The 24521-nt window shown below is 64.5% G+C and carries 13 protein-coding genes; 7 read left to right on the forward strand and 6 right to left on the reverse strand.

Features of this window, described 5'->3' with window-relative positions; genetic code table 11:
- The first annotated feature begins 63 nt into the window (after positions 1 to 63).
- Positions 64 to 1026, forward strand: a complete 963-nt coding sequence (locus HBN54_RS17550; protein WP_317170246.1) for a DUF2279 domain-containing protein — start codon at positions 64 to 66, stop codon at positions 1024 to 1026.
- 205 nt (positions 1027 to 1231) lie between these two features.
- On the opposite strand, the gene HBN54_RS17555 is transcribed toward HBN54_RS17550, so the two are convergent.
- Genes HBN54_RS17555 through HBN54_RS17565 form a run of 3 tightly spaced genes read right to left on the reverse strand, consistent with a single transcriptional unit; the run spans position 1232 to position 7229 of the window.
- Entirely contained in the window at positions 1232 to 2071 is an 840-nt protein-coding gene (locus HBN54_RS17555; RefSeq protein WP_168674531.1) for a hypothetical protein, read from the reverse strand.
- The gene (locus HBN54_RS17560) at positions 2071 to 2793 is read right to left on the reverse strand and encodes a 4'-phosphopantetheinyl transferase family protein (protein WP_210428101.1); all 723 of its coding nucleotides are present in this window, start codon (positions 2791 to 2793) and stop codon (positions 2071 to 2073) included. Before HBN54_RS17560 ends, HBN54_RS17555 begins: the two co-directional genes overlap by 1 nt.
- Complete coding sequence (locus HBN54_RS17565) at positions 2775 to 7229, reverse strand: Pls/PosA family non-ribosomal peptide synthetase (protein WP_168674533.1); 4455 nt, start codon at positions 7227 to 7229, stop codon at positions 2775 to 2777. The genes HBN54_RS17560 and HBN54_RS17565 overlap by 19 nt, the downstream gene beginning before the upstream one ends.
- A 517-nt stretch (positions 7230 to 7746) precedes the next feature.
- On the opposite strand from HBN54_RS17565, the gene HBN54_RS17570 reads away from it, so the two are divergent.
- From HBN54_RS17570 to HBN54_RS17595, 6 genes are all read left to right on the forward strand, one after another.
- Entirely contained in the window at positions 7747 to 9507 is a 1761-nt protein-coding gene (locus HBN54_RS17570) for a HAMP domain-containing sensor histidine kinase (protein ID WP_168674534.1), read from the forward strand.
- Between the two features lie 33 nt (positions 9508 to 9540).
- Positions 9541 to 11583 (forward strand): KUP/HAK/KT family potassium transporter, encoded by a 2043-nt coding sequence (locus HBN54_RS17575; RefSeq protein WP_168674535.1) that lies wholly within the window; start codon positions 9541 to 9543, stop codon positions 11581 to 11583.
- 387 nt (positions 11584 to 11970) lie between these two features.
- Positions 11971 to 12411, forward strand: coding sequence for a hypothetical protein (locus HBN54_RS17580; RefSeq protein ID WP_168674536.1), 441 nt, complete (start codon positions 11971 to 11973; stop codon positions 12409 to 12411).
- A gap of 84 nt (positions 12412 to 12495) precedes the next feature.
- Positions 12496 to 14589: a phosphate acetyltransferase gene (gene pta, locus HBN54_RS17585; protein ID WP_168674537.1), complete on the forward strand. Its 2094-nt coding sequence runs from the start codon at positions 12496 to 12498 to the stop codon at positions 14587 to 14589.
- Positions 14590 to 14847: 258 nt separating this feature from the next.
- Complete coding sequence (locus HBN54_RS17590) at positions 14848 to 16059, forward strand: acetate/propionate family kinase (RefSeq protein WP_168674538.1); 1212 nt, start codon at positions 14848 to 14850, stop codon at positions 16057 to 16059.
- Positions 16060 to 16230: 171 nt separating this feature from the next.
- Positions 16231 to 16629 (forward strand): hypothetical protein, encoded by a 399-nt coding sequence (locus HBN54_RS17595; protein WP_168674539.1) that lies wholly within the window; start codon positions 16231 to 16233, stop codon positions 16627 to 16629.
- A gap of 237 nt (positions 16630 to 16866) precedes the next feature.
- On the opposite strand, the gene HBN54_RS17600 is transcribed toward HBN54_RS17595, so the two are convergent.
- The 3 genes from HBN54_RS17600 to HBN54_RS17610 form a co-directional block, all read right to left on the reverse strand.
- On the reverse strand, positions 16867 to 17427 hold the full coding sequence (locus tag HBN54_RS17600) for a GAF domain-containing protein (RefSeq protein WP_168674540.1): 561 nt from the start codon (positions 17425 to 17427) through the stop codon (positions 16867 to 16869).
- A 306-nt stretch (positions 17428 to 17733) separates the two neighbouring features.
- Complete coding sequence (locus HBN54_RS17605) at positions 17734 to 18639, reverse strand: alpha/beta fold hydrolase (protein ID WP_168674541.1); 906 nt, start codon at positions 18637 to 18639, stop codon at positions 17734 to 17736.
- A 278-nt stretch (positions 18640 to 18917) separates the two neighbouring features.
- The gene (locus HBN54_RS17610; protein ID WP_168674542.1) at positions 18918 to 24392 is read right to left on the reverse strand and encodes a T9SS type A sorting domain-containing protein; all 5475 of its coding nucleotides are present in this window, start codon (positions 24390 to 24392) and stop codon (positions 18918 to 18920) included.
- Between the last annotated feature and the right edge of the window lie 129 nt (positions 24393 to 24521).

The raw sequence follows: 24521 nt of genomic DNA on the forward strand, positions 1-24521 counted from the left end.
GGCATAGCATCAGGAAGTAAGTTTGCTTATCCAAACCGTTGATTAAATGCACGCCCACTAGTTGTGTCGTTTCGCACCATTCGCCTGATTGCCTGCCTGGGAAGCACGGCCGTAATCTTGGGCCACGCCCCGGTGGCGGCGCAAGCACTGCCGCCGTTCCCGGCACCGCCCGACCCGACCAGCCACCCGGATGGCATCAACTCCGGGCGGCTGGTGGGCGTGGTGGTGGGCACGACCGTGCTCTACGCCCTCAGCACCTACCTGTTGGGCAAAACGTGGTACACCCGACGCGTGCCTTTCCATTTCTTCAACGACAATAACGAGTGGCTGCAAATGGACAAGGTGGGCCACGCCACCACGGCCTACGCCATTAGCCGGGGCGAATACGAGCTATTTCGGTGGAGCGGCGTGCCTGACCGGACTGCGGCCCTCACTGGCGGGGCTATTGCGCTGCTGTTCCAAAGCACGATTGAAGTGTTCGACGGCCATTCCCAAGGCTGGGGATTTTCCAAGGGCGACATGGCGGCCAATGCGGCCGGCGTGGCCCTGTTTGTGGGCCAGCAAGTCGGCCTGGGCCAGCAACCCCTGAGCCTTCGCTATGGCTTTCGGAGCAGTATTTACCCGCAGTACCGGCCGGAATTGCTGGGCCGCCGCCGTTTTGCCCAACTGCTGAAGGACTACAACGGCCAGCAGTACTGGCTCTCAGTCAATGTAGCGAGCGTGCTGCCCGTCGGCCCCTCCTTTCCGCGCTGGCTGAACCTCGACCTAGGTTACAGCGGCAGTGGCATGACCGGGGGTAGCGCCAACCCGCCGCTGTACGGGGCTGATGGCCGGCCCCTCGTTTTCCGGCGTGTGCGCCAGTTCTACCTGGCCCCTGACCTCGACCTGGCCCGGCTGGTTCCCGTTGGTTCCACCGGCCATATGCTGCTCGGGACCACGCAGTTCCTTAAGCTGCCAACCCCGTCCCTGGAATTCAACCCGCGCGACGGCTGGCGCTGGCACCCGGTCCGGGCGGCGGCCGATTGACGCTGCTCTTCGAACCCGGTGCAAAGTGGCTCACGGGTTATTATACTCGTTACGAAGTAGGGTGCGGGGCCTGCCCCCGCCCGTCGTTCGCATGGTTTCAACGATACCGTTCAACGACGGGCGGGGGCAGGCCCCGCACCCTACTTCGTAACGAGTATAACACATTGCAAAACTGTGTTTTGCACGATAATCTTATGCCTGCCTGCTACTTCGCGGGGAGGCGCAGGATGAGCGCCGCACTCAGGTAGCCGAACGCGGGCGGAGCCTGGGTTTCTCCGCGAACCCGCAGCGGGGCCAGCAGGTGGCCGGCCAGGTTCAGGGCCAGCGGTCCGCGCTGCACTTCCAGCGGGAAGCTGAACTCGTAGGCCAGCGGCACTAGGCGCAGGCTGGGCTGGTCGATTTTGGCAAAGTTCTGGTCGAGCGGCGTGGCCAGGGTGCCGAAGCGCAACAGCGCCAGCGAAGAGCCCCAGTCTAGCTCCGCCGCTGGCGTAAAGCTCACCTTATCAAAGCCCAGCCAGTGCCCTTTTTCCAGCGGTACACTCAGGTTCAGACCAAGCGTGTGGGCCTGGAAATGGTCGAACAAGAAGTTGTAGTCCAGGCCCAGCGCCACCGGGCCAAGGGCATATTGGGTGTAGGCTTCCAGGTTGTTGCGCAGCACCGAATCCTTCTTCGTGATGCGCCCGGCGTAGAACGTGCGGCTGCCCGACAGCGAGTAGCTCCAGTTATCGGTAAACTCGCCGGCGTAGCCCAGCTCCAGGCTGGTGTACACGTAGCCCGGCCGCACAGGGCTGAAATACAGGCCTTCGAGCCGACCGTAAAGGCCATTGGCGGCTGAGTAGCTCACCTGCGGGTTGAGGGAGTAGGCGTGGCTGCCGTATTCGCGGCCCAGATAGCTGGTGCGCGCCTCATAATCGAGCCGCAGCTCCCAGCCGGCGCTGCTATCGGCCGCCACCACGGGCGGGGCCGGGTTGGGGGCAGCGGGCGGCAGCACCTGGCCGGCAGCAAAAAATGGCAACGCCCACAACAGGGCCACGAAAAACTTCATCAGGGAAATGGAAGGGCCGCCACCGGCAGCCGGGATGGAAAATCGAAATGCTGCCAGCTGACGGCCGTTGGTGCCGCGCAGGCCAGGGCACCCGCGTGGCCCTCATCTACCACAAAGCCCTGAAGCTGGCCGGGGCCGGGCACTTGCCAGGCAATGGCCGAACCGCGCCGCCGCGCCACCGAGAAGCCCGCGAACGGCAGCGCCAGCCCCATGCCCGAGCACTTGGCCCAGGCTTCCTTGCGGGTCCAGATGGCATAGAACAGCGCCCGCCACGCGGAGCGCCCCGCCGCCCGCAGCACGGCGCGCTCGGCCGGCGAAAACAGGTAGTCGACCAAGGCGGCCGCCCCGGCTACGGGCCGGATAGCTTCGAGGTCGACGCCCACCTCGCCCTGGTTGGAAACGGCCAGCAAGGCCCAGTCGGCGCGGTAGCTCAGGTTGAACCACAAGGGTGGGGCCGTGGTCAGGACAGGCTTCCGGCGCGCGTCCACGCCCAGGGCCAGCACGGCCGGGGGCTGGTGGGTATAGTGCCCCAGCACGGCCCGCAAAAAGACGTGCGCCCCGGCATAAGCCTGCGCGGGCCTGGCCGCCAGAAACCGCGCATGCCGGGCCTGCTCGGCGGCCGAGAGGGTAGCCAGCGCGGCCGGGGGCACCGGGCCGAGACGGGCCCGCCAGCAGTGATAAAAAGGCAATGGGGATGCCGCCATTACGGCACGAACGAGCACGGAATGCCCTGCCAGGTAGTGTGGGCGGGCAGCCGCTCGCCCTTCATCAGCAGCGAGAGGCTGCGCAGACGGGCCCCGGCCTCCATCTCCGAATCATATAGCACCACGGCCGACACGCCCACCGAGGCCCCGGCGCCAATGCGCAGGTGCGACATCTTCATCACCCGGTCCTCAAAGAGGTGGGTCTGGACGGTGACGCCGCTGGCCAGCTCGGCCTGGTCGCCGACATGGGCCAGGTCAAACTCCGTGATTTCGGTGGTATCCAGGTACACACGCTTGCCAAAGTCAGAACCCATCCAGCGGAAGAAAATGGCCGCGAACGGCGTACCCAGCAGCAGCGCTTCCCAGAACGGATACACGTAGCTTTCGCACAGGGAGTTAACCAATTCGCTACGCCAGACGAAGGACGACCACAGCGGCTTCTCGGCCGGCACGTAGCGTCCGATTATCGTCCATTTGAGCGCCACCGTGAGCAGGGTCAGGCTGAAAATGGAGGCCAGAAAAATACCGGTGCCGCCCAGCACCACGCGCCAGAAGGGCAGGGCCGGGTGCTCGACGCAGTAGTGATAGAGCAGCCCGAAGCTCAGGAAAGCGAAGCAATAGGGGAGCGTTATTTTGAAGAACTCAATCAGCCCCCGGGCCAGCACCAGCCGGCGGGGTGGGGCAAAGGTGAGGCTGGCCGGAAAGGCGTGGCTGTCCGGCCGGTTGGGCAGGGCAAAGGCTGGCGAGCCCACCCAGGAGGTGTCGTCGGCCGGCGTGGTGGCCGGGGCCGTAGATAGGGCCCCAATCAGGATGCCGCTGCCCAGTGTGGTGCCGCCGGGCACCACCGCGCTATTGCCGATAAACGAGCGCGCTCCGATAACCGTGGGCGCGATGGTGAGCACCCCGCGCTGCACCCGCGGCGCGCCAATGCTGACCGAGTCAGCCAGAAAAGCCTCCGCGCCTACCGTCAGCTGGTCCACCGAGAGGTGATTGAGGGTGGAAACCTCGGCCCGCCGGCCGATGCGCGCGCCCAGCAGCCGCAGGTAAAACGGCGTGTAGATAGTGGCGTAGAGCGGCCGTAGCAGGCGCAGGCTCTCGGCCAGAATGGCGTCGACGAACCACTGCTGCACGTAGGCCCGGCTGTGGAGCGAGTGCGTGGCCGCGCCGCGCCGGCTGGTGCCCATCCGCACAAACAAGGCCGATACCAGGATGGAAAGCACCACGTACAGCGTGGAGAGGGGCAGCAGCAGCGCCAGCGCCGCCAGCCAGCCGTAGCGCAGCACGGCCTCGTAGAACAGGCCCACCACCGGCAGGGCGCTGCCGGCCGGCAGCAGTTGTACCAGCAGCAGCGCGCCGGTTTGCAGGGCCAGGAAGCCCAGGCGGGTGCTTTGGCCGGGCCGAAGCACGGGCGGGCAGTCGGCCGGGGCCAGGGTGCGCACGCGCCGGGCCGGCGAGCCGGCCCACACCTCGTAGGCGGGCACTTCGTGGCCGGCGGCCAGCGCCGACAGGTCTTCGAGCACGGCCTCGGCCCCGAGGCGGGAGTTGTTGCGCAGCACCGCCCGCAGGCCCACGTAGGCATTTTCACCCACTTCGATGGGGCCCAGCAGCAGGCGGCCGGCTTCCACGCGGTAGCCCAGCAGGCCAGCCTCGGGGGCAATGCTGGCACCCGCGCCGATGGTAATCAGGTCGAAGGCCAGCAGGCGGTTGGAGTTGAGGTGAACATGCGGACCTATTTTCGCCCCCAGCAGGCGGTAAAAGGCATTGAGGTAAGGCGTGCCGGTGAGCAGGTAGGCGGGCACCGATTCGACAGCCTTTTTCACCAGCCAGAAGCGCAGGTAGTAGAAGCCCCACAGCGGGTAGTTGCCCGCCCGGAACCGCCCGATAACGAGCCACTTCACCGCCACCACCAGCAGGCCATACAGGGGCAGGTAGGCCAGCAGCGAGGCCAGCGACAGCCCCAGCAGCGGCAGCCAGTGCCAGTGCGCCATGCCCGTGCGGCGCAACGAAAACAGCAGCGTGGTGACGGGCAGCGCGTAGAATAAAGTAGCCGAAAGCAGCTGCAGCCCCGCCGTGACCGCCCGCACGCCCGCCGAAGCGGCGGGGCTGGTGGCGGCCGGCTCGGTGCTGAAGCCGGTCGTGGGCGCATCGGCCTCGGTGGGCGTTACCGCGGAGCGGGCCAGGCCCTCGATGGTACGGCCGGCGTAGAGGTCGCGCACCGAGAGGCCGGCAAACTCGGGCCGCCGCCGCAGCTCCGACACCAGCAGCGAGGCCAGCAGGGAGTTGCCGCCAAGGTCGAAAAAATCGTCGGTAACGGAAATGGCCTTCGTGCCGAAGCGCTGCTGCCACATGGGAAGGAGGGCCGCTTCGGCGGGCGTGCGCGGGGCCATCAGCACCCGGTCCGACTCCGCTGCGGTAGCCTGCGGGTAGGGCAGGGCCTTGCGGTCGACTTTGCCGCTGGTCAGGGCCGGGAAGCTGCCCATTTCCACGAACAGCGCCGGCACCATATAGGCGGCCAGTCGGGTGCGCAGAAAGGTGCGCAGCGCGGCTTCGTCCAGCGCGTGGCCGGCGGCCAGAATGAGGTAGGCAATGAGCCGGGGCACGTCGTCGGGGCCGGTTTTGAGGGCCACGGCGGCGTTGCGCACGCCCGGAAACTGCAAGAGCAGCGCCTCGATTTCGGCCAGCTCGATGCGGTAGCCGCGCAGCTTCACCTGCGTGTCGATGCGGCCCAGAAACTCCACTTCGCCGCCGGCCGTGAAGCGGCCCAAATCGCCGGTGCGGTAGAAGCGGCCGCGCAGGGCCGGCTGGGGGGCATCGGCTTCAATAAACTTGCTGGCCGTGAGCTCGGGCCGGTTGAGGTAGCCGGTGGCCAGCGCGGCTCCGCCCAAGCAGATTTCGCCCTCCAGGCCCGGGGCCACGGCCTGCCCGGCCTGGTCGAGCAGCCGCACCACGTAGCCCGGCACCGGCCGCCCAATGGTGAGCGGCCGGCCCGGCACATAGTCGGCGCTGGTGGCAATGACGGTGGCCTCCGTGGGCCCGTAGGTGTTCACAATGCGCCGGCCGGTCCCGCCCCAGGCCGCCAGCAGCTCGGCCGGGCACACCTCGCCGCCCAGAATGAGCAGGCGCACCGTGGCCACCGGCGCATTGAGCAGCGAGAGCAGCGTGGGCACCGTGGAAAACACCGTGACCCCCTGCGCCAGTAGAAACGCCGGCAACGCGTCGGGCGCTTTCATTACTTCGTCGGGCACCGGCACCAGCGCCGCGCCGGCGGCCCAGGCCAGCCATATTTCCTCCAGCGAGGCATCAAAGGCCACCGAAAAGCCCTGCGCCACCCGGTCCTCGGGGGTGGGCTGAAACAGGGCCTGCTCAGCCTGCACTAGGTGGCCGATGCTGCGGTGCGGCAGCACCACGCCCTTAGGCTGGCCGGTGGTGCCGGACGTGTAGATGACGTAGGCCGGCGAGTCGGGCGAAAGCACGGGGGCAGGTTCGGGCGACTGGCGCTCGGCCGGATAAGCTGGTCTTTTATGCAGGTTCAGGGCGGTACCGGCCCACTCACCGGGAGCGGGGGCCGGGCCGGTGGTCAGCAGCAGGCGCGCCCCGCAGTCGCTCAGAATAAAGGCCACCCGCTCGGCCGGAAAGCTTAAGTCCAAGGGCACGTAGGCGGCTCCGGCCTTGAGCACGGCCAACATGGCCACGTACAGCTCGGTCGATTTGGCGATGAACAGGCCCACGAAATCGCCGGGTTGCACGCCCGTGGCGCGTAGGTAGTCGGCTAGCGCGTTGGCGCGCTCGTCCAGCTCGCGGTAGCTCACGGGGCCGGCGGGCCCCAGCAGGGCCGGCCGCGCGGGGTGCCGCTGCGCCGTGGCTTCGAACCACTGGTGCAGCTGCGCGGGAGCGCCGGCGGGCAGCCGCACGGGGCTTTGGGCAAAGTCGGCCAGCTGCGCCAGCTCGGCGGTGCTCAGAAATTCCAGCTGGCCCACCGTAGTTTCGGTGGCGGCCCCGAGCTGCTCGAATACAGCCTGCAAATGGCCGGCAGTGGCGGGCCGGCCGGCAACGGCAAACGTCACGTCATCGCCCAAAAAGGTGACCGTGCTTTCCCAGGCGGGTGGCGCGTCGGCGCTGTCGGGTGTCATTTGCAGGTGCCAGGGCTGCATTGCCGGCTCCCAATGGGGTGGCAAAGCCGCCAGCGCCGTGCGGATTTGCTGCTCGGCCTCGGCAGCCAGCGCGCTCACCCGCTGTGCATCATCCAGCGAAAGATGCAGCTGAAGCACCGGAGCCAGCAAATCAGCCGGCGCGCCCAGCCGCACGGCCACGGGCAGCACCGTGGCCGTGCGCTCGGGCTGGTAGCGGTAGTGCACAAGGGCATAGGCGGCCATTGAGCCGGTCAGGGCCGCTAATGGTGCGGGCAGGACGAAAGTGTCGGCAATACCGCTGGCAAGCGTTTCGGTGGGGTTCATAGGTAAGCGACAGCAATGAGCAGACACAACAAGCGGATGGTGGATTCGATGGCGCAAGCCAGACTCCGTTTAATTCCTCGGAACAGCTCCTTTCCGGCTCACCGGCTGACCGTTGCAAACCACGTCCCGGCAGATGTTGATATGCTGAAGTATTTGCCTGAACCAGTTAATGAAAACCAGACCCGACGGCTGGAAGCAGGGCCGCTGTTTACTCGGTGATGACCGCCAAAATGCCGGCCGCCCGGCACTGGGCGGCGGCCTCAACACGCGCTGCTGCCCCATTGCCGGGGGCGGAATCCGGTGCCCTGACCCGCAAGCATATCATTCTGACAAACGCACCGGGTCATAATGGCCCGGTGCGCGGCCTTTGGGCGGTAGCGGCCGCGCTTTGAATAAATATAACCTCCTGAATATATTTTGGTTATAGCAATTGTAGCACGCCTGGCCCGTTCTGGTCTGGCATTCGCTGCGGCCGGCGCAGTCCTGGGGTGTTCCCATTCTCTTAGCCGGCCGCCTTATGTCACTCAAAGCAAAAATCACCTGGGGATTCGTGGCCATGCTGGCCCTGCTGGTTGGGCTGGGGGGCTACGCCTTCGATACCGTGCACCAGCTGGACCGGAATTCGCGCGCCATTCTGCAGGACAATTTCTACTCGGTGCAGCTGGGCCAGCGCATGTTGCAGGCGCTGGATGAGCTCGCGACCCCAGCCGCCGCGCCAGCCGCCCTGAACCGCTACAGCACAGCGCTAACCCGCGAGGCCGGCAACATCACCGAGCCCGGCGAGCAGCAGCTTGTCGACAGCATGGTGCAGGCCCTGGGTCGCTACGAGGATGCCCCGGCCGGCCGTCTGGCCACCGTGGCTGAGCTGCGCCGGCACACCCACCACATGGTGGCCCTGAACATGGCCGCCCTCACCCGCAAAAACGAGCAGGCCAACCGCACCGCCACCGCCGCCACCCGCCTGCTGCTAACCCTGTTGACCCTGGGCGCGCTACTGGCCCTAGCCCTGGTGCTGAGCGTGCCGGAAGCGGCCGTGGGCGGGCTGCGCAAGCTCACGGCCAGCATCAACCACGCGGCGGCGGGCAACTTTTCGGCCAGCATCCCGCAGGAAAGCACCGACGAGTTTGGCAGCGTGGCCCGGGCCTTCAACCGCCTGCTGGTGCACCTCAACGAGTACCGCACGGCCAACCTGGCCGAGCTGCTGACCGAGCGCAACCGGGTGGCCAGCATCGTGCAGACGCTGGAAGAGGGCCTGCTGCTGCTCGATGAAAGCCGGCAGGTGATTGTGGCCAATCCCGTGGCCTGCGCCCTGCTGGGGCTGCCGGAGGCCGAGGTGGTGGCCCGGCCGGCCGAGGAGCTGGCGCAGGCCAACCCGGTGTTTGGCCAGCTGCTGGCCTACGTGCAGCAGCCCGCCGCTCAGCGGGGCAGCACGCCCCTGGCCCTCACCGTGGGGGAAGGGGCCGAGGCCGTATTCTACCAGGTGGGCCTGCACGAGGCGACTTCGTTTAACGCGGCCACCGACCGCATGGAGTTCATCGGCTCCATCCTTGCGCTGCACAACGTGTCGGCCTTCAAGAAGCTGGACCAGACCAAGTCCGACTTCCTGGCCACCATCTCGCACGAGCTGAAAACGCCGCTTTCCAGCAGCAACTTCAATCTCAAGCTGCTGCTCGACCAGCGCATCGGGCCGCTCAATGCCGAGCAGGCCGACATCGTGAGCAGCCTGCGGCAGGAAAACAAGCGCCTGCTGCTCCTGGTGAGCGAGCTGCTGACGGTGGCCCGCCTCGAAGCCGGCGCCACCATTGCCCTCGACCTGCGCCCCACCGCCCTGGCTGCGCTGGTAGCCGCCGCCACCGAGCCCCTGCAGCTGCAGCTGCGCCCCAAGCACCTGGTGCTGGACGTGCAGCTGCCCCCCGACCTGCCACCGGTGCGGGCCGACCTGGAAAAGGCGGCCTGGGTGCTGCTCAACCTGCTGGCCAACGCCGTGCGCTACTCGCCCGAGGGCGGCCGGATTGTGGTTTCGGCCGCCGCCGGGCCCGATGGCCAAACGGTGCGGGTGGAGGTGCAGGACGATGGCCCGGGTATTGCCCCGGAGCACCAGCAGCGCATTTTCGAGCGGTTTGCGCAGGGTCCCGGGGCGGGGCCGGAAGCGGCCGCCGGCACCGGCCTGGGCCTGAGCATCTCCCGCGAATTTATCGTCAGCCAGGGCGGCACGCTGGGCGTGGAAAGCACGCCCGGCGCTGGCAGCACCTTCTATTTCACTTTGCCCGTGGCCTAGCGGCCACCCACCATTTCCTAATTTCTTTTCGGTATGTCCACGCTCACGGCTGCGCTTCCCACGGAAACCAGCATTCACAAACGCAGCATCACGGTGGCCGGCCTGCTGGTCACGCTCGGCATCATTTTCGGCGACATCGGCACCTCGCCGCTGTACGTGTTCAAGTCCATTCTCGGCGACCGGCCGGTAAGCGAGTTGCTCGTATATGGCGGCGTATCGGCCGTGTTCTGGACGCTCACGCTGCAAACCAGCATCAAATACATTCTGCTCACGCTGGAGGCCGATAACCACGGCGAGGGCGGTATTTTCTCGCTCTATTCACTGGTGAAGCACCGGGGCCGGTGGCTGCTGTGGCCGGCCATCATCGGGGCGGGCACGCTGCTGGCCGATGGCATCATCACGCCGCCCATTTCGGTATCGTCGGCAATTGAGGGGCTGAGGCTGCTCGACCCCACGTTGACCGAAACGACTATCATCACCATTGTGCTGGTCATCATCACGCTGCTGTTTGCGTTTCAGCAGTTTGGCACCAAGGTAGTAGGGGCTTCGTTTGGGCCCATCATGCTGGTGTGGTTCAGCACCATTGGCTCGCTGGGGCTGATTCAGATTTTCCACCACCCGGCCATTCTCCAGGCGCTGAACCCGCGGTACGCCATTGAGTTGCTGACGGTGTACCCCAAGGGATTCTGGCTGCTGGGCGCGGTGTTTCTGTGCACCACGGGCGCCGAGGCGCTGTATTCGGACCTGGGCCACTGCGGCCGCAAGAACATCCGGACGGCTTGGCTCTTCGTGAAAACGGCCCTCGTGCTCAACTACCTGGGCCAGGCTGCCTGGACCATGGACCACATGGGCCAGGTGCTGAGCAGCGACCAGAACCCCTTCTTCCTGATTGCGCCCACCTGGGGGCTGATTCCGCTGATTATCATCGCCACCATGGCCACCATCATCGCCTCGCAGGCCCTGATTTCGGGCTCGTACACGCTGATTTCCGAAGCGGTGAGTTTGAACTTCTGGCCCAAGGTGCGCATCCTGTTCCCGACCGACCAGCGCGGCCAGATTTACGTGCCGAGCATCAACTGGCTGCTATGGTTTGGCTGCGTGTGCGTGCAGCTCTGGTTCCAGACCAGCAGCAACATGGAGGCGGCATACGGCTTCTCCATCACGGTGGCCATGCTGATGACCAGCATTTTGCTCTCGCAGTATCTGCGCGGTGTGAAGCACTGGGCCATCCCGGTGGTGGGGCTGATTATGCTGGTATTTCTGACCGTCGAGTTGTCGTTTCTCATCGCCAACATCACCAAGCTGCTCAACCGGCTGGGCATCCTCGTCTTCGAGTGGGGCCTGATTCTGGGCATGTGGATGGGCTACAAAGGCCGCCAGATTAAGAACCGCTACCTCGACATGACCGACTGGGCCGACAACCTGCCCATTTTGCAGGAGCTGAGCCAGGACCAGACCGTGAGCAAGTACGCCTCGAACCTGGTGTACCTCACGCGCAGCAAAAACGCCCGCCAGATTGAGGCCCGCATTCTCTACTCCATCCTGCGCAAGAAGCCCAAGCGGGCCGACCGGTACTGGTTTCTCAACATCAGCCTGCTGAATGAGCCCTTCGGCATGCGCTACACCCTGGAGACGCTGGTGCCCGACGTGGCCTACAAAATCAACTTCCAGTTGGGCTTCCGCATCCAGCCGCGCATCAACCTGCTGTTCCGGCGCGTGCTGGAGGACATGGCCGGCAAGGGCGAAATCGACATCACCTCGCGCTATGCCACGCTGCAAAAGCACCACATGCCCGGCGACTTCCGCTTCGTGGTGCTCGACAAAGTGCTCAGCTTCGACAACCAGCTGTCGCTGAAAGAGCGGATTATCCTGCAGGGCTACTTCCTGTTCAATAAGCTGGCCATCAGCGACCAGCAGGCCTTTGGCCTGGATACCAGCGATGTGGCCGTGGAGCTGGTGCCCCTCACCATTCAGCCCCACCGCCCGCTGGAGCTGCAGCGCATAGCCCCGGAAAACGTTTCGGACCCGGTGCCGGCGGCCGCCCTGGCCGCCGAGGAGCTGGCCCTTAAGATTTGAGGACCCGCGCGGCCGTACCCCCGAATTTTAGCCGCCGCCCGCAAGGACACCAAAGTGTCGGCGGGGGCGGCCAATGCTTCCCCGTTCGCCTGGCTGCCAGGCGCTGGCCGGCAGTTCGGGTAAGCGCTGCGTTGGAGCACTGTACGCGAATCCGTCACTGTGCGGGAAGCAGTCCGGTACCAAACTGGCAGAAAGCCCGGCACACTAGCCGCCCTGTCGGTGCCTGCTTTAAAACGCTTTCTTTCAGGACTTGCGCAGTCGGCCGTTGGCAAGTGTCTGCGATGCGCTGCCCCCCATATGCATGTTCTTCGTATAGCCAGGATTGAGCCTGCTGCTCGCCTGTGTCGATGCCATTGTCGGCTTCCTGAGAAAACGAACCCACCAAGCATGCGTAATACTTTTATCCGCAACGGATTCATTGCCGCCGGGCTGGTCAATATTCTGGCCGTGCTGTTCCTGTCGCGGGCCTTCACGAATGCGGTTATTCCGGAAACTGACCCGGTAGTCATGTCCAATTTTGGCTTGCTGATGATTGCCGTCTGGGGGCTGGTTTTTCTGGCCGTGGCCACCCGCTACCAGTACGTGAAGTGGGCCGTGGGCGCATTCGTGGTCGAAAAGCTGGTGTACGCCGTGGTCTGGTTCCGTTGGATTACGACCCACGATGTGGGCGCCGTGTACGCCAGGGACTTGTTTGCCGGCGTGTTCTACTCGGTTTACGGGCTCAACGACTTTATCTTCTTTCTCTTCTTCGGGGCGGTGTTCTACCAGCTTCACCGCTTGGATGCAAAGCCGCTCAGTGAGGGGGCGCTCAAAGAGCGAAAAATATAGCACGACCTACTTAAAAAATGCCGTTATTACAGCATAAGCTCAGCCATTGGTCAACGGATGCGGGCACGGCTGCGTTAGGTAAGCATGACGAAAGCTGTTTTCATTGCCGCCGCCGAGCCCTACAGCGGGAAGTCGCTGATTACGCTGGGGCTGGTAAATATGCTGCTGGGCCAAACGCGGCAGGTGGGCTACTTCAAGCCGCTCATCGACTACGACCCCGCCCAGGAGCCCGACCCGCGCCTGGCCACCATCAGCAGCTACTTTAAGCTGCCGCTGCCCGCCGCCGATACCTACGCCTACACCCGTGCCGAGGCCCTGGCACTAATGGAAACCGGCGCGCAGGGCGAGCTGATTGACACCGTGATTCGCCGGTTTAAGCACTGGGAAGACACCTGCGATTTCACGGTGGTGGAGGGCAGCGACTTCGTGGGGCCGGGCACGGCGTTTGAGTTCGACGCCAACGTCTCGATTGCCAAAAACCTGGGTGTGCCCGTCATCCTGGTGGTGTCGGGGCAGGGCAAGAGCACGGCCCAGGTCGTGAGCGCCGTGCTCACCACGCTGCGCAACTTCGAGAGCCGCGAGGTGCCCGTGCTGCAAGTGGTGGCCAACCGCATTGCCCCGGCCCAGGTGGCCGATGTGCAGGCGCTGCTGCGCGACCAGCTGCCGGCCGAAGTGCTGCTCGCCCTCATCCCCGACGACCCAAACCTGCTGCACCCCACCATGCGCGAAATCCAGGCTGGGCTGGGGGGCAAGCTGCTGTTTGGAGAGGCGGGCCTGGGCAATCAGGTCGATAACTACGTGATTGGGGCCATGCAGGTGCCCAACTTCCTCAACTACCTCAAGGAGAATGTGCTGATTGTGACGCCGGGCGACCGTGGCGACATCATCGTGTGTGCCCTGCAGGCAGATTTGTCGGCCAACTACCCCAAGGTGGCGGGCATCGTGCTCTCCACCGGCACGGAGCCCGACGAGCCCGTGCGGCGGCTGCTCGAGGGCCTGCCCGATGCCGTGCCCATTCTGGCCGTAGCCACCGGCACCTTCGAAACCACCACGCGGGTGAGCGCCATCCGCTCGCGCCTCACGCCCGACAATCCCCGGAAAATTCAGCTGGCCATCAGCACTTTCGACCGTTACGTGGACGTGCCGGCGCTGCGCGAAAAGCTGGTCAGCTTCCAGTCCGAGGGGCTCACGCCCCACATGTTCCAGTACCGGCTCCTGCAATGGGCCCGGCGCTCGCGCCGCCACATCGTGCTGCCCGAGGGCAACGACGACCGCATTCTGCGCGCCGCCGCCCTGCTGCTGCACCAGAACGTGGTGGACCTCACCATTCTGGGTGACCCGGCCATGGTGGCCGCCTCCATCAAGCGCCTGGGCCTCACCATGCCAGCCGAGCACCTGCGCATCATCGACCCGGTGAATTCGGCCCTCTACGCCGGCTACGTGGAAACGTTTTACGAGCTGCGCAAGGACAAGGGCGTGAACCACGACATGGCCCGCGACCTGCTGCGCGATGTGTCGTACTTCGGCTCGATGATGGTGTACATGGGCGATGCCGACGGCATGGTTTCGGGGGCGGTGCACACCACGCAGCACACCATCCGGCCGGCGCTGCAGTTCATCAAAACCAAGCCCGGCGTGTCGGTGGTGTCGTCGGTGTTTTTCATGTGCCTGCCCGACCGCGTGGCGGTGTTCGGCGACTGCGCCGTGAACCCCAACCCCACGGCCGAGCAGCTGGCCGAAATCGCCATTTCCTCGGCCGATAGTAGCGCGGCCTTTGGCATCGAGCCCCGGGTAGCCATGCTCTCGTACTCGTCGGGCACCTCCGGCGCGGGGGCCGATGTAGAGAAGGTGCGCCAGGCCACCGAGCTGGTGCGCCAGCGCCGCCCCGACTTGAAAGTGGAAGGCCCCATCCAGTACGACGCGGCCGTGGACCCGCTCGTGGGCCGCCTGAAACTGCCCGATTCGGAAGTGGCCGGCCAGGCCAGCGTGCTCATCTTCCCCGATTTGAACACCGGCAACAACACCTACAAAGCCGTGCAGCGCGAAACCGGCGCGCTGGCCATCGGCCCGGTCCTGCAGGGCCTGAACAAGCCGGTGAACGACCTGAGCCGGGGCTGCACCGTGGACGACGTGTTCAACACCGTTGTTATTACCGCCATTCAAAGCCAGCAGGGGTAATTTTAGAGCAGTTTTCGGGTTTAGGTGCAGCTTAGGAGACCCGCAGGCAGTAGCGCGAACTTTGTAGTTCGCGTCCCCGCGCCGTTCGAACTGCTCTAACGGCGCGGGGACGCGAACGACAAAGTTCGCGCTATGTGTACACGAATCTGAAAACCGCTCTAATTATGAGTTATGAATTGAAAATGATGAATTACCCAAACCAGCAATTCGTAAAGCATTCATTTATAACTCATAATTTTTAATTCATAATTAAACAGGGTGAATATCTTCGTTCTCAATTCCGGCAGCAGCTCCATTAAGTATCAGCTATTTCGCTGGCCGGCCGAGCGGCCCGTGTGCAGCGGACTGGTAGAGCGCGTCGGCTCGGCGCAGGCCACCATTACCCACCAGGTTTTCGACCTGCAGGCCCCCGCCAACCCGCCGGCCGAAACCAAGCTAACCCTGCCGCTGGCCGACCACGAAGCGGGCCTGCACGAAGTGGTGCGCCTGCTAACGGCCGCGCCCGGCGGCATTATCGCAGACCCGGCCGATATTGCGATAGTCGGGCACCGGGTGGTGCACGGGGGCGAAACCTACGCGGCGGCCACGCGCATCACGCCTGCGGTGAAGGCCGAAATCAAGCGGCTGTTTGCGCTGGCCCCGCTGCACAATCCGGCCAACTACGTGGGCATTGAGGTGGCCGAGCGCGTGTTTGCGCAGGCCCGGCAAGTAGCAGTGTTCGATACGGCGTTTCACCAGACCCTGCCCGAACGCGCGTTTCGCTACGCCCTGCCCACGGCCCTCTACACCGAGCAGCGCATCCGTAAGTACGGCTTCCACGGCACCAGCCACCAGTACGTGGCCGCGCAGGCTGCCGCTTACCTCCAAAAGCCCGATGCCCGGCTCATCACCATTCACCTGGGCAACGGGTGCAGCATGGCTGCCGTGCGGGATGGGCAGTCGCTGGATACTAGCATGGGGTTCAGCCCGTTGGCGGGCCTGGTGATGGGCACCCGCTCGGGGGATATCGACCCGTCGGTGCTGCTGTACCTGCTGGGGCCGCTGGGCTACACCGCGGAGCAAGTGAACACCCTGCTCAACAAGGAAAGCGGCATGCTGGGCCTGACCGGCTCCAACGACATGCGCGACATCGGCGCGGCGCTGGCCGCTGGCGATGCCCGCGCCGCGCTGGCCTACGACCTCTACGCCTACCGCATTCGCCAGTACATCGGGGCCTACACCGCCGTACTTAACGGGCTGGATGCCATCGTTTTCACGGCGGGCGTGGGCGAAAACGATGCGCTGGTCCGCTCGCGGGTCTGTGAAAACATGGAGTTTTTCGGGCTCAACCTGGACGAGGATAAAAACCAGCAGCGCCTGCCCGGCCTGCGGGAGTTGAACCGGCCGGAAAGCCGGGTGAAAATCCTGGTTATTCCAACGGCCGAAGAGTTGGAGATTGCGCGGCAATGCGCGGACCTGCTTAGCAGGTAGTCCGTCGTAAGTAGTCAGTAATCACAGCAATGGCACCGGCCGGCTGCCAATTCCTGGGGGTTATTGGCCGCAGCGCAACAACCAGTGTGCATCTTTGCTTAGTAAACCCCATCGCCCCCCGCCCCAATGCTGCGTGGGTGGGGCCGCATACCCGCTCAGTTATTTTCTGTCATGGCCCAGCGCATTCTTCACGATACCCCCAGCCTCACCATCTCCTACAGCTACGCCGACGACTGGCTGTACCTCGACTGGCACGGCAAGCTCGATGACGAGTCCGTGATGGCTGGGGCCCTCAAAGTGCTTGAACTGCTGCAGCAGGAGCGGTGCGCCAAAGTGCTGAATGACAACACTCACGTTTACGGCCTATGGGCCGATGCAGCCAAATGGGGGAGCGATGTATTTTTCCCGCAACTCTACGCGGCTGGCTGCCGCTACTTCTCGTGGGTGCATTCGGCAGAGCGCTACAGCCAGCTTTCGGCCGAGCTGGCCGTGGAACAAACCGCTGCCGGCATAATTTTTATGTCGTTTTCCAACCTGTCTACTGCCTCCGAGTGGCTTCGCAGTATGTAAGGGCGAAGGGTGCCCCTGGCCTTTTTGCTTCGCCTTAGAGCGGTTTTCAGATTCGTGTACACGTAGCGCGAACTTTGTAGTTCGCGTCCCCGCGCCGTTAGAACGGCTCTGACAGCGTGGGGACGCGAACTACAAAGTTCGCGTTACTGCTTGCTGGCCTCCTAAACTGTATAAACCTGAAAACTGCTCTGAGCCCCTTGCACCGGCTGCTTTTTTAGTGCAGACTATTTGCCGGGTTTAGGCCTTGCGGGCCAGCTGCTGCTTCAACTCGGCTAGCTGCCGGTCATTTTCCTGGGCCGCCAGTCGTGCGGCCAGGCGTAGCTCAATCTCGTCCATCGCAATAGCGGCCAAGTCCTGCAATATCAGTTTCTGGCCCTCGGTCAGGTAGCGCTGCTTCTGGTCGATGAGGCAAAACGTGCCCAGCATGTGGCCGTCGTGGGTCTGTAGCGGGGCGGCGGCGTAAAACCGTAGGCCAAACTCGCCTGCTACCAGTGGGTTGGCCAGGGTACGCGGGTCGCGGCGGGCATCCTCCACAATGTAAACCTCCTCCGAAAGAATAGCTGAGTCGCACAGCCCGCCGCCCCGGTCAATCTGCGCCGCGTCCAGGCCGTGGCGCGACTTAAACCAGATACGGTCCTCGTCTACCAGGCTAATGAGGGCTATGGGCATGTTAAAAACCTTGGCCGCCAGCCCGGCCAGGCGGTTCATGCTGCCATCTTCCGGCGTATCCAGGATATTGTAGCGCCTCAATACCTGCAGGCGCGCGGCTTCCGGGTTCGTTTCAATGGTCGTTATCATAGCGGAAGGAAAATGGGGCGGTGGACTGTTAGTCGGGCCGGGTTGCTCCCGTGGAGCTTCCCGGCCTTCGTTTAACGCCTACGCACATTTGGAGGGGTATGACAAACGCGCTGCGGAATAAAAGCAACCCAAAGAGGGCTGCGAACAGCCCAAAGATACCCATGGTGTCCCCAACGACAAGGATAATAACAGCGGCTTGAGCAGGGCTGGGCCCCATCACTGACCAATCAGTATTGAAGCGTAGCGCCCGTACCACGATAGCCGTTTAATCATTCCAGAAAACCGCCCAATTAGTACCCTATGGCCTTATTTCTCATCTAAAAACAGGAATATCTTCCGGTATGCCTCCTCCAGCTCGCTCGCGGAAGGGCTATGTTGACCCTCCGGCACGTAGAGCACGGTGTTTTTTTGCCGGTTCTGCTGGAGCTGGTCCACAAAGCCAGTAAACGTAACGGGCGGCACCTGGTCATCCTGGCCCCCGTGCCAGATAAAAAAGGGCGGGTCGCGCGGGTCCAGATAAGTGAGGGGTTCGTATTGCCGGGTAGTTTCTTTTGGCGCGTACCCGACGGTTTCGGGGAACAGCGCCAGACCGATTTCTTTCATGACGGGCACCGGATGATTCATGAAAACCGCTTCCACGACATCTAGCCCGCCCACCGGGCCGGAAAAGTTGACCACGCCGGCAATGTGGATGCCCGGTACGAGCGGGTGCGGGTAGGTGGGGTCGTTGGCGGTCACGGCCACCAGGCTGGCGATGTGGGCACCAGCGGAAAAGCCCGTCAGCACAACCCGCTCCAGGTTCAGGGGGTAGGTGCTGCGGTGCGCCGCCAGGAAGTTGAGGGCCAGCGTTAAATCTTCCGAGGCCACGGGAATGCCCCGCTTGAGCCGGTAGTTGAGGTTAACGACGGTGACACCTTTCTTCAAATAAGGCTGAATGTACCGTTCTTCCCGGGTTTTGTCGCTGAGGTAATATCCTCCGCCGTGCAGGAAAACAACGGTGTAGTTTTTGGCGTGGCGCTTCGCACCGTCGGCCGAGCGGTAAACGTCCATGGTTTGCTCCTTGTCGGCCCCGTAGGGCACATCCTTGGTCACGACGTAGGTAGCCTGAACCTGGTCCGGGGTTTTGTCGGCCACGGCCGCCAGTTTCATGGAACAGGAGGCCAGGGCCATCGTAGCGGCCACCACGCGGAGCCAAATCAGGGGGGAGTGCATAAGAGCGAAGCGTTGAGCGGAAGCCAGCGGATGGCCCCTGCCGTGTAAGGCGGGGGTGCGGAGCAGCGGAGGCCACTGCCCCGTTCCCGGCGGGGCTAAAAGTAACTACGGGCCGGCCTTGTTCTGAAAGTGGTCGGAATGGCAAACGCGCGTATCATTTCAGTGCGCCCCCGTCCACTTGCCTAGCTACTTCGCAACCGGCCCCGTACCTAGAAGCGTAAGCCGGTTCTGCCCAGCGGGCTCCAGGTAACTGAGGACTGCTTATTCCGAGCGATACGCTACTGCTTCAATAGCTTTTGCGCGCCCGCCAGCCCGCCATCGGCATTGCGAATGTAGACCAGGTACAGGCCCGGGCTCCAGCCGCTGACTTCCAGCTCCTGGTCAGCCTCCGTGGCCGGGCCGGCGAATACCAGGCGGCCATCGCTGGCATATATGTGCAGGGTTTGGCCAAGGTACAGCCCCAGGAGGCGCACGCTGCTCGTGGTGGGGTTGGGCACCAGCCGCACGGTGCTGGCGGTGCCGCAGGCCCCAGTTAAGACGGTAATGGGACTGTAAGTGCTGGTGTGGTCCAGGTCGATTAGCCGGAGGCGGTAGTAGTTCACCCCCGCGCCGGGCTGCTGGTCGAGGTAGCGGTAGGTGCTGCCGCCGGGGCTGTTGCGGCTCGTGATGGCCGCTATTTTCACGAACGAGCGGCCATCGGGGCTGCGCTCCAGCTCGAACCGGTCGCTCTGCGTTTCGCTGGCCGTGGTCCAGTCGAGCCGCACGTCGCAGGGGCCGCTGGCCGTAGCGGTAAAGCGGGCCAACGTTACGGGTAGGGGAGAGGCCCCCAGGGTCAGGCCCAGGCCAAACTGACTGAAGCTGCTCAGGCCCAGGCGCAGGGCGTAGCCATTGGCCCGCAGGCGGCCGGCGCCGCCGTCGGGGTTGAGGCTGCCGCCGCCGCCGGTCCAGTCGGCCGCGTCGGTGCTGGTGTCGGGGCGTTTGAGGATGGCGAAGTAATTGTCGGTCAGGCTACTGAAGGGTAATAGGCTCACTTTGGCGTCGTAGCTGCCGGCGCTGGGCTGGGTGCCGGGCGTGAGCGTCCAGACCCCGGCGCTGTGCACGGTGCTGTACGGGGTGCGGTAGCCGGGCTCGTGGTAGGTCAGGTTGGCATCGGTGCCGGGCTTGGGGCCAAAGCTGGCATCTATGGTGCCGAAGCCCGCGCCGCGCAGATTATTGTCAATCAACTCATAAAGTGCATATTGGCTGGCCGTGCCCACGGGGAAGGCATACGTGGCCGCCACATTGGGAGTGAGGGCGCGGCGCAGGGTGCCGGCCACGTAGCTGCCGGCGCTGTAGCCGCTGAGGCTGGGGGCGCTGGCGTTGCCGTGCACCCATTTGCGGCTGCCCGTGGTGATGAGGCCGGCATTGAGCACCAGATTGCCGCTGGTGCTGGCATCCGTAGCGAGCGTGAGGCCGGCGGGGTTGTTCACCACCACGCTGCCGAAGGTGCCGCCGGTCAGGGTCTGGGCGCTGCTGCCCTGGAAGGTGACCTGGCTGGTGGCGGCCGGCGTTACGGTGCCGGTATTCACCCAATTGCCGGCCACGGCCAGCTGGCCGTTGCTGCCCAGCGTGAGGGTGGTGCCGGCCGGCATGGTGAGCGTGTGCACGGCCGCTCCGGCCGCATTCAGCGTGGGCTGCACGGGTATGCTGGCTATCAGGCTGTTGCCCAGGCTCACCGAAGTAGTGTTGCGGTTGATGGTGGCGTCGGTGGTAGCGTTGGGCAGGGTGCCGCTGGCCCAGTTGTGGCAATCGAGCCAGTTGCCGTCGGCCGCAATACTGTTGCCGCTCCAGGTGCCGGCCGGCCCGGCCAGGAGGGCATCGGTCACGAGCGGAAAGGTGCTCAGGTTGGTGTTGCTGGTGCTGCCGCAGCCGCTGTTGGCCGCCGTGGTCAGCGCCACTACCTGGTACTGCGTGGTGGCGGCGCTGGTGGCGATGGGGTAGTAATAGGGCGTGGCGGGGGCGCTCACGTCCTCGTAGGTGTTGGCCGTGAGGTTGTGAATGCGCAGGGTGAGCGGGAACTGCGCAGTGGTCAGCGCGAGGCCGGTTACGTTGTTGATGCCGTCGTAGGCCGTGAAATCGAGGCGAAGCGTGTGCGCGCCCTCGGCCGGGCAGGTGGTGCGGTTGGCGTAGTCGGCGCGGGGCAGGAAGCCGAAGCTCCAGCCCGGGTTATTGCCTTGGTCATTGGCCCCGTTGCGGCCGGCTTCGAAGTAGGCCCCGCCCGTGGCCCGGCTGTCGCGGATGTAGGTATAGTCGGCGCAAATGCCGCCCGTGGCCTTGGTCCAGGTAAACAGGCTGCCGTTCACGGTGCTTTGCAGCGTGACGGGGTTGTTGCTCAGGCCCACCGATGCCAGCGTGGCACTGGGGCCGAATTTGGTGGTGGTGGCAGCGGTGAAAACGTAGGCCCGGCCGGGAAAGAAAGTGAGCGTGCCGTTGATGGTATTGCTGCCCAGGATGTTGGTGGAGCCGGTGAGCTGGAGGTTGTGAAACGTGTTGTTCCCGGACAGCGCAATTACGGTTAAGGGGTTGTCAATCAACACGTCATTATACGACTGCCCGCCCCCGGTGAAGGCGCTGGCATTCACGGTGAGCAGGGAAGTGCCCGGCGTCACGGTCAGGTTGGCGGTTATGGCCACCACCCAGCTGCCATTCACGGTCAGCGGCGAAGCGCCCAGCTGCAGGGCCTTCGCCAGCACCCCCGACGTAGCGTAGTTGAGGATGCTGACGGGCTGGTCATTGGTCGAAAACGTGCCGGCCGTGTGCGTAATGCCGGCCGTGCTGCTGAACGGGTCGGCCAGCGTCACGCTGCCGCCGGGCACGTTCAGGTTGAGGTTGCCCGTCAGGCGCTGCCCGGCGCTGGTGAGGGTGCTGGCGGTGCCGGGGCCGAGAATCAGCAGGCCCCCGGCCAGGGCCAGGGTCATGTTGGGCGCGGCGGCCCAGGTCACGGAGCCGTACACGCTCAGCAGGTTGCCGGCCACGCTGCGCAGGGCCAGGTTTTTGCCGTTGGTCAGGCCACTGCAATCAATGCTGCGGCAGTTGGACGCGGCCAGGTCGATGGTCAGCGTCTGGCCAGTGGTCGTTACCGAGCCGGCATCCACCAGAACGTTATCAACGAGTGAGGGGGTGCATTCGCCGCCCGGCCCGCCGCTGCTCAGGCTCCAGTGCGCGGCATCGTTCCAGTTGCCGCCCCCGCCCACCCAGTACAAGGTGCGGGCCGGCGGGGGCGTGATGCTGATGCCCAGGTTATTGCCGTTGTCCAGCCCGCTCTGGTCCTGCCAGGTGGCGCCGCCCGAAAAAGCGGTGTACTGCATTATCACGTATTGCAACGGCCCGTTGCCGGCCGATACGAAGCTGGTGGCCGCCGCGCTCGAAGGGCCCGTGATGGTGATGAAGTTCGCGCACGTTCCGGTTGCATTGAGCGTGGCCCCGCTTCGGAACGCCTGGGTGGCGGCGTTCGGAAACAGGTAGGTTTTGCCCGGACTCAGCAACAGCTGCCCGTTGAGGTTGTTGTTGCTGCCGATGGTGGCCGACCCGTAGAACAGCAGGTTCTGAAACGTATCGGAAGCGGTGGTATTGCCGATTATCGTGGCCGAAGCGCCCCCGGTATTGTTGGCGAAAGTGACCGTGCCGTACGTGAGCCCCAGCCCGCCCCGGAAAATGCTATTGTAGAAGGCCGTGTTGTTGCCGTTGAGCAGGTTGATGGTGCTGCTGCCGGCGTTGAGCACGACGGGCGTGGTCGTGATGCCCGCCGCCGTAATGCTGGCCACGTCCCAGGCGTAGTTGCTCACGGCCGCATTGGCATCGTTGCGGGTGTTGGTGCCCAGCAGATTTAGCACGCTCGCGCCCAGGTTCACCGTTGGCGGCGATAGGCTCCGGGGCCCCGCCGGCCCCGAGCCGGTGCTGTACACCCCATAATTAAAGGCGTAGCCGCTGCTGAAAGCCTGCGCGCTGATAACATGGTCGTTGGTGGTGAACGTGCCCGACTCCACGAACACGCGCCCGGTGGTGGTCACGTCATCCAGCAGCGCGTAAGTGCCCCCTGGGGTCCGAAACCACAGGTGCGCCGCCAGCGGCTGGCCGGCCGTGGTGAGCGAGTAGCTGCCCCCGCCCGGCTGGCCCAGAAACACATCGGCCGCCAGCGCCTGCGTCAGGCTGGCTGGCCCCACCAGCGTCAGCGAGCCGGCCACCGTGAGCATGCACCGGGAGGTCGCGCTCAGCATGGGCTTGTTCGTCACGCCCGTCCAGTCCATGTCGCGGCACTGCTGGCCGGTCAGGTCCAGGGTCACGGCCTGGCCCGGGGCCGTGAAGGAATTGGCATCGAAATGCACGTTGGTGAATACATTGGGCAGGCAAGTAGCGCCCCCGGCAGGGCCGCCGCTGGTGCCGGCCCAGTGGCTGGCGTCGTGCCAGCGGCCGCTGTTGCCCACCCAGTAGAGGTCGGTCACGGGCAGGCCCGTGATGGCGATGCCCGAGGTGCCGCCCTGGTTGGCGCTGGCGGTGGCCACGGCGGCCCCGTTGGCCGGGTAGCCGCTGCTGCCATCCGTGAAGGTGAGGTCCTGCAGCACCGCGTAGCTGAGCGGAGCCGAGGCCCAGCCCCCGCTGCGCGCCAGAATGGCCGGGCTGCCCGCCAGCATCGACTGCACCGTGCCGAGGCCCGCGCAGCCGCCACTTGTGGCCAGGGTGGCCCCGCTGCCAAAGCTCAGCACCTTCGTGCTGCCCGTGCCCACCAGCAGCGCCGCATCGGGCCCCAGCGTGAGGCTGCCGCCGGCGCTGATGGTGGCGGCGCTGTTCAGCGTAGCCCGGCTGCTCACGGTAAGGGCATTGAACGACGAGTTGGCTACGTTGAAGACCACGCCATTTCCCGAATTCACGGCTACCGTATTGAAAGCAAATGCCTTGCCGGTGGTAAAGCTGACCGGGCTGGTGTAGTTGGTGAGGGCCCCGGCGCCCACGTTGAGGGTGCTGGTGCCGGCCGTCAGCGTTAGGTTGGGGTTGCTCAGGTTGAGCGCGCCGGGGGTGGCCTGCACCAATAGCGTGGTCGTGCTGCTGCCCAGGTCGAGGGTGCCCGCCACCGTGCTCGCCACAGCAGTTGAGCCCGTGTAGGTAGTCAGGGTACTGAATGTGAGCGAGACACTGCCAAAGCTCACCAGGCGAGCCGCCGAAATGTTCACCACCGCCCCCGATGCGCCGTTGAAAGTGCTGGTAAATGCCCAGCCGCCGGCGGCGTTGTCAAAGAGCAGCGTCGTCCCAAACGGTACGCCCTGCATATCCACCACCGCGCCGGTAGCGGCCGCCAGCATCCGGTGGGGCACGTTGATAACGGGCGTCGTGGCCATTGTGGCGGTGTAGTGCAAGTCGCCGTTTATCTCCAGCACGCCGCTGGCTCCCTGCACGAAGGTGGCCTGGCGCACGTTGCCGCTCCAGGTCATATCGCGGCAGGTCACGGTGCCCACAATGGTTACCCGCTGGCTGTTGGCTGTGAAAGAAGTGGCGTCGAAATACACGTTATCGATGTTTTTCGGCACGTTGGCGTAGGCATTGCCGGCCCCGCCGCTGGTGCTGGCCCAGTGGCTCATGTCGGTCCAGGTGCCGGTATTGCCCACCCAGTAGTAGCTGGCGGCGCGGGCAGTTGCACTCAGGCCCAGCAGGCAAAGCAGCAGGCAGAAGCACCTTAGCGCGGCGCTGGCCAGCCAAGAGCCAGGTAAAGAAAATCGCATAAAATATTCCGTGATGCCGGTTGCTAGGCCAACCGGGTACCAAAGAATATCAAACTAGCAAATACCTGTTAGTCAGTTTTTTACTAATTATTTCAGTTGATTGCTCTTCCTGGGTATGGAGTATTGTTC

This window comes from Hymenobacter artigasi, assembly GCF_012275535.1.
Lineage (GTDB): Bacteria > Bacteroidota > Bacteroidia > Cytophagales > Hymenobacteraceae > Hymenobacter > Hymenobacter artigasi.

What these genes read in the sequence shown, in the direction of transcription:
- HBN54_RS17555 (WP_168674531.1), bottom strand. Translation starts at nt 2,071, where the DNA reads ATGAAGTTTTTCGTGGCCCTGTTGTGGGCGTTGCCATTTTTTGCTGCC.
- HBN54_RS17565 (WP_168674533.1), bottom strand. Translation starts at nt 7,229, where the DNA reads ATGAACCCCACCGAAACGCTTGCCAGCGGTATTGCCGACACTTTCGTC.
- HBN54_RS17570 (WP_168674534.1), top strand. Translation starts at nt 7,747, where the DNA reads ATGTCACTCAAAGCAAAAATCACCTGGGGATTCGTGGCCATGCTGGCC.
- HBN54_RS17575 (WP_168674535.1), top strand. Translation starts at nt 9,541, where the DNA reads ATGTCCACGCTCACGGCTGCGCTTCCCACGGAAACCAGCATTCACAAA.
- HBN54_RS17580 (WP_168674536.1), top strand. Translation starts at nt 11,971, where the DNA reads ATGCGTAATACTTTTATCCGCAACGGATTCATTGCCGCCGGGCTGGTC.
- pta (WP_168674537.1), top strand. Translation starts at nt 12,496, where the DNA reads ATGACGAAAGCTGTTTTCATTGCCGCCGCCGAGCCCTACAGCGGGAAG.
- HBN54_RS17595 (WP_168674539.1), top strand. Translation starts at nt 16,231, where the DNA reads ATGGCCCAGCGCATTCTTCACGATACCCCCAGCCTCACCATCTCCTAC.
- HBN54_RS17600 (WP_168674540.1), bottom strand. Translation starts at nt 17,427, where the DNA reads ATGATAACGACCATTGAAACGAACCCGGAAGCCGCGCGCCTGCAGGTA.
- HBN54_RS17605 (WP_168674541.1), bottom strand. Translation starts at nt 18,639, where the DNA reads ATGCACTCCCCCCTGATTTGGCTCCGCGTGGTGGCCGCTACGATGGCC.
- HBN54_RS17610 (WP_168674542.1), bottom strand. Translation starts at nt 24,392, where the DNA reads ATGCGATTTTCTTTACCTGGCTCTTGGCTGGCCAGCGCCGCGCTAAGG.